At 46.4% G+C, this 5,053-nt stretch carries 6 protein-coding genes; 2 read left to right on the top strand and 4 right to left on the bottom strand.

Features of this window, described 5'->3' with window-relative positions; genetic code table 11:
* The 4 genes from dusA to flgA form a co-directional block, all read right to left on the bottom strand.
* A partial coding sequence (dusA, locus tag AC3A8L_RS19680; protein WP_487963975.1) for a tRNA dihydrouridine(20/20a) synthase DusA occupies window positions 1-605 on the bottom strand: 605 nt, incomplete at its 3' end.
* A gap of 70 nt (window positions 606-675) precedes the next feature.
* Window positions 676-1,170 (bottom strand): flagella synthesis protein FlgN, encoded by a 495-nt coding sequence (locus AC3A8L_RS19675; protein WP_487963974.1) that lies wholly within the window; start codon window positions 1,168-1,170, stop codon window positions 676-678.
* Window positions 1,171-1,367: 197 nt separating this feature from the next.
* Window positions 1,368-1,673: a flagellar biosynthesis anti-sigma factor FlgM gene (gene flgM, locus AC3A8L_RS19670; protein ID WP_487963973.1), complete on the bottom strand. Its 306-nt coding sequence runs from the start codon at window positions 1,671-1,673 to the stop codon at window positions 1,368-1,370.
* A 306-nt stretch (window positions 1,674-1,979) separates the two neighbouring features.
* Window positions 1,980-2,723 (bottom strand): flagellar basal body P-ring formation chaperone FlgA, encoded by a 744-nt coding sequence (flgA, locus tag AC3A8L_RS19665; RefSeq protein WP_487963972.1) that lies wholly within the window; start codon window positions 2,721-2,723, stop codon window positions 1,980-1,982.
* 435 nt (window positions 2,724-3,158) lie between these two features.
* Between flgA and AC3A8L_RS19660 the strand changes: the two genes are divergently transcribed.
* Window positions 3,159-4,106 (top strand): chemotaxis protein CheV, encoded by a 948-nt coding sequence (locus AC3A8L_RS19660; protein ID WP_487963971.1) that lies wholly within the window; start codon window positions 3,159-3,161, stop codon window positions 4,104-4,106.
* A 38-nt stretch (window positions 4,107-4,144) separates the two neighbouring features.
* A complete protein-coding gene (locus tag AC3A8L_RS19655) occupies window positions 4,145-5,008 on the top strand; it encodes a CheR family methyltransferase (RefSeq protein WP_487963970.1) in 864 nt (287 codons plus the stop codon).
* The last annotated feature ends 45 nt before the right edge of the window (window positions 5,009-5,053 follow it).

Here is a 5,053-nt window from a genome sequence, read left to right as displayed (position 1 = left end):
TATTGCAGAGGAGGGATTTCGCGATTTTCTTTAGGGCTTAAGCCTTTTAGCCATGCCTTACGCGCGTGCACGATAAAAACCTCGCAGCCAGCGGCGCTGAGGGTGTTAACAAAGTGATGCAAATGCTCGGCACTATCAAGATCGTCAATACCAATGCGGTGCTTAACCGTGACTGGAATTTTGACCGCATTTTGCATCGTTTGAATGCAGTCACCGACAAGCTCTGGCTCTGCCATTAAACAGGCACCTATTTTGTTTTCCTGTACCCGGTCGCTAGGGCAGCCACAATTGAGGTTTACCTCGTCGAAGCCTGCGTCTTCGGCCATCTTGGCGCATTCCGCAAGTTCTTTGGGGTTACTGCCTCCAAGCTGCAGTGCGATGGGGTGCTCTTCTTTGTTAAACGATAAAAAGCGATCGCGATTACCGTGAATCAGGGCTGGCGTGGTTACCATTTCGGTATAGACACGCGCTTCTTTTGTTAATAATCGCCAAAAATAACGACAATGCGCATCGCTCCATTCCATCATCGGGGCGGTGCAAAAGCGCCAGGGGTTATGTTGTGGTGTGCTTGTGGCGGGTGTGGCGGAATTGGGCTGGGGGGACATAAAGACAACTGCGTAAAAAGTGGTCTAGTATACCGTTTGTTGGCGTCAGATATTACAAAAAAATACTGTATTACGCTTCACCTAAAGTACCGCGTGCGTTTTGGTTGTGTTTTGTGCCTTTGCCGTTATAGAGCGGACTGTTATTGTCTTGGCCCCGCAAAATATTTAATAGCCGTTCATGGGTCGACTGGCTGCGCATCATTACCTTGCCGTTAACTTCATTCGCATTTTGGCAGGCTTTAAAAAGGTCCTGCAATTTTTGCCACTGTTCAGTAAGACCGTTTTCATTCGCATACTGGCTGAATGATTGCTCCGCCGAGGCGTTGCCATTTTGTGCTTCGGATTGGTATTGATTGGTCCATTGTGTCCGTGTAAACGCGCTTTGATGCAGTTGATTCAGTAGCTTTGATTTTGCTTCGATTATAGTATCTAAGCTCTCAATCTCCCGTTTTTTTAAATGCTCCCGCTCTTGTTCAAGCAGGGCGAGTAAGTTTTGGCAGGCATTAATATCGTTGCTAATGCTTTTGGCTAACCGGTCGTTATTAAGGGGGTGTGCAAAACTCATCGCTAGATTCTCTTGTGTCAAACAAATGTCGCTTTCACCGAAAAGCCAAATATTCTAAAAACTATGCAGTTTTTAAGCCTATATGTTTAACTAAAGCAGGGAGATTGTTAGAAAGCGCTTTGAGCTTGATGAGCGTGGGGCTGCTGCGATTGTTGTTGTGAGAATGTAGGTGAAGTCTTTAGCGTAGGAAATGCTGCCTAAAACTCAGACAGCATTTTGTCGGCAATGGCTGACGGGTTGGGGGTGAAGCTCCCGTTTGCGATAGATTGCTTAATCTCCGCAACTTTGTTGGTATCGACATCCGCGCTGCTTTGCACCTTACTTTCTAGGCGGCTCATGGCTTGGCCTGCACCGCTTAGTGAAACGTTGTCGGCTGCAGAGGCTTGTGGGCCGCTCGCGGATTGATTAGCAGGGCCGCTTGCCGAAGGGCCGCGCGCTTTGCTGGTATCTTGAGGTTGGGCATGAAGTCGGTTTTTGCCGACGCCGCCGGGATCAATAACCATGTTGGATGCCTCTCTATCTAAAGGGGGTGGCTGAAATTAAATTCCCAAATTCAGCCGGTTCACATAGCTTGTCGGCCGCAACACTCATTACTTTAGCGTTTATTTACTTTTTATTATTGATTTAAGGGTCGAGGTAATTATAGTTTATCCAATTAGGCGAAGAGATTGGCTTTCTTATCGAGGCGCTTAAAGGGGCGCATGCCGGGGCATGTAACGCTTTGAGCAACGAAGGTAAGGATGTCGATATCAAGCATTAGTGGATGAAATATTGTTTCCTCGTCCCTAAGGTCTCTTGGTTCTATTGATCTAAAGGTTTGCAACAGCACGCCCGGGTGCGACCACAAAGGCCTCGATCACACGCTTAGATTGGGCGTTCTTTACTTGAATTTGATCGCCAATCTGGCCATCAGACATAGCAATGGCTGAAGTGGCTACCGATAACCCTCCTTGGCCTGCTTCTAAGGTGATTTTATCGCCGCGAGTGATTACTATGGGTTTACTCACGTGCTTTAAACGAATAATGCCGCCAGCACTAATGTTGCGTGTAAGGGCGTTTCCAATCAGTGGAATTGTATTGTTGGTGTAGCCAAAGCCAAGGTTGCTGGTGTTGCGAACGCTCAACGAAAGGTCCTCGGCGCGAAGGATGGAGCCTTTATATATATCCCGTGTGGCGGTTACTACTTCTTTCAGAATATTAATGCGAGCAGGTACAAAAATACTCCATGGCGATTCTCCGCTACAGCTCACTCTCACTGAAATGTTGGCCGTTTTAGTGTTGTTACCATTCACCTTGATGTTTTTCTTTTCTGAGCATGCTTTCAATTTTAGTCGGGGGTCGATGCTCGACACTTTAATATCGAGCTGGGCGTCTTGGGCGATTGAGCTGAAGTGTTGTGAAAGTACTTCCTTGACCTGCGCCCGCATGGCGTCAATATTTTCGAAGGGCATATTAGCGGTGGCGTCATTATCAACGGAGCTCGATGCGGCGGCGTGTGCGAAAGAGCCAAAAAAGATACCGGTAATGAGTAAAAATATTGATATATGGTACATATGTAACCCTCTGTGTGCATTTATTGTTCTTATTCAACGTGACAAAAGTATGACAGGTTTTGTCATTATTGGTATTTACAAGCTCTGTACGCAAAATCTAAGCCGTTAATAACGACGATTGTATCTGCCGTCAAAAGTGAGATTGATGACTGTTATACCGCGAATTGTGCGGCAGTACTTATGCCATTGAAAATATTGGCGCGCAGCAGGTCTTTGGCGCGTTATATCTTTTTTTACATACTTTTTTGAGCGGCCGATGAGGGTATTGGGCGATAAACTTTGCCGTTTATACTTTTGCTTCCATTTTGTTCGTCAAAAGGAGGGATCACCGACTAGAGTTAAAGGTATGTATGGGCGCCACGTTAGGTTCGCCTGTTTAATTGTTCGCAAGCTTTGGGTGTGAATCGTGAGGTTTCGCTTTGAACGGAGATTGTTATGGCTGGCGTTTTAGATAGTGTCAACCAGCGTACACAGCTGGTGGGGCAAAACCGGCTCGAGCTATTGTTATTCAGCTTGGGCGGTACCCAACAGTATGGGATTAACGTTTTTAAAGTTAAGGAGGTTTTGCAGTGTCCTTACTTAAATGAAATCCCTCGGCGGCATCCTGTTGTTAGGGGGGTGGCGCATATTCGCGGTGGCACTATTCCGATTATGGATATGCGGCAAGCGACGGGTAGTATGCCGTTGGATAATATCTCTCAGTGTTTTGTCATTATTACCGAGTACAACGGCTCAACTCAGGGGTTTTTGGTTAAGTCGGTAGAGCGTATCGTCAACATGAATTGGGCGTCAATACATCCACCACCCAAGGGAGCCGGTAGGGATAATTATCTTACAGCTGTTACTCAGGTTGAAGGTAAGCTTATCGAGATTATTGATGTCGAAAAGATCCTCGCTGAGGTATCACCACTGCCTGAAGATGTTAGCGCTGAATACATTGAAGAGTCTAAAAATGATGCTTCTGTCAATAGACATGTGTTGATTGTGGATGATTCGACGATTGCGCGTAAGCAAATACAAAAAGTGGTGGAGTCGATCGGTATGACTGCCACAGTGCGAAAGGATGGCCGGGAAGCGCTGGATTATTTGGAGGGCTTGATTGCAGACGGTAAAACGCCTTCGCAAGAGCTATTAATGATCATTTCAGATATTGAAATGCCGGAAATGGATGGTTACACATTTACTGCCGAGGTGAGGGCTAATCCTCTATTGAGTAATATGCATATTATTCTGCACACCTCGCTCAGTGGTGTTTTCAATGAAGCGATGGTTAAAAAGGTTGGGGCCAACGCCTTTTTAGCGAAATTTCACCCCGACGAGCTGGCCAAGCAGGTCAATGCAAGGGTCAAAGAGGCAATAGGAGATGGACTTGATGAGTCTTAAAGCAGGTATTCCTGTTCATAGACTCTGTAGATGCCGATATGACGAGTCATAATCCAGGTTCTACGACAAAAGGGATATGCTTTACTGACGTTGAATATCAGGAGTTTCGCCTGTTTTTACTCCAAGCGTGCGGTATCGACTTGGGGGTAGGTAAGGAATATCTTGTAGCAACTCGCGTGCGCAGAATTCTTGCGCAAGAACATATTAGTTCCGTAACCAAGCTGCTGGTCTTGTTACGCAACCCCTCTGAGCGAGCTTTGAGGCAAGAAGTTGTCGATGCCATGACGACGAACGAAACCCTTTGGTTTCGTGATAATTATCCGTTTGAATTTGCCCGGAACACCTTATTCCCTGCGATGGTGGAAGAGGGGGTCCAGAATATTCGTGTGTGGTGCGCTGCGTGTTCTTCGGGTCAAGAACCCTATTCTCTGAATATGACATTGAGCGAGTTTAATCGCCACCGGTTGGGTAAACCACTACTGGCCAGCCGCATTGTTGCCACAGACATTTCCAGTGAAATTCTTGCGAGCGCTCGGGCAGGCCTTTATGACCGATTGTCCATTGCCCGGGGGTTGAGCCAAGAGCGCTTACAAGCGTTTTTCTCTTCAGCCCCCGATGGCCGGTGGCAAATAAAACCTATTCTCCAGCAGGGTATAGATTTTAGGCCACTGAACCTCCAAAGTGATTCATACGGCTTTGAAAAATACCATATTGTGTTCTGCCGTAACGTTCTTATCTATTTTAACGCTGAACTCAAAAAGCGTATTCTCCGCAATATTCATAGCGTACTTGCGCCAAATGGCATTCTGTTTTTAGGTGCATCCGAAAGCGTAAACGGTGCTGAAGATCTTTTCGAGGTCGTTAATTGTAAGCCCGGTATAGCTTTTCGAAAGAAATCTTAGGGGCGAGGCAATAATAGTTTGTCCAATTAGACGAAGGATCCTGCT

Source organism: Marinagarivorans sp. (genome assembly GCF_982758155.1).
Note: the sequence above shows the minus strand (reverse complement) of the source record. Positions and strands in the feature narration are given on the sequence as shown.

Coding starts and splice junctions, on each gene's coding strand:
- AC3A8L_RS19655 (WP_487963970.1), top strand. CDS start 4,145: ATGACGAGTCATAATCCAGGTTCTACGACAAAAGGGATATGCTTTACT.
- flgM (WP_487963973.1), bottom strand. CDS start 1,673: ATGGTTATTGATCCCGGCGGCGTCGGCAAAAACCGACTTCATGCCCAA.
- AC3A8L_RS19660 (WP_487963971.1), top strand. CDS start 3,159: ATGGCTGGCGTTTTAGATAGTGTCAACCAGCGTACACAGCTGGTGGGG.
- AC3A8L_RS19675 (WP_487963974.1), bottom strand. CDS start 1,170: ATGAGTTTTGCACACCCCCTTAATAACGACCGGTTAGCCAAAAGCATT.
- flgA (WP_487963972.1), bottom strand. CDS start 2,723: ATGTACCATATATCAATATTTTTACTCATTACCGGTATCTTTTTTGGC.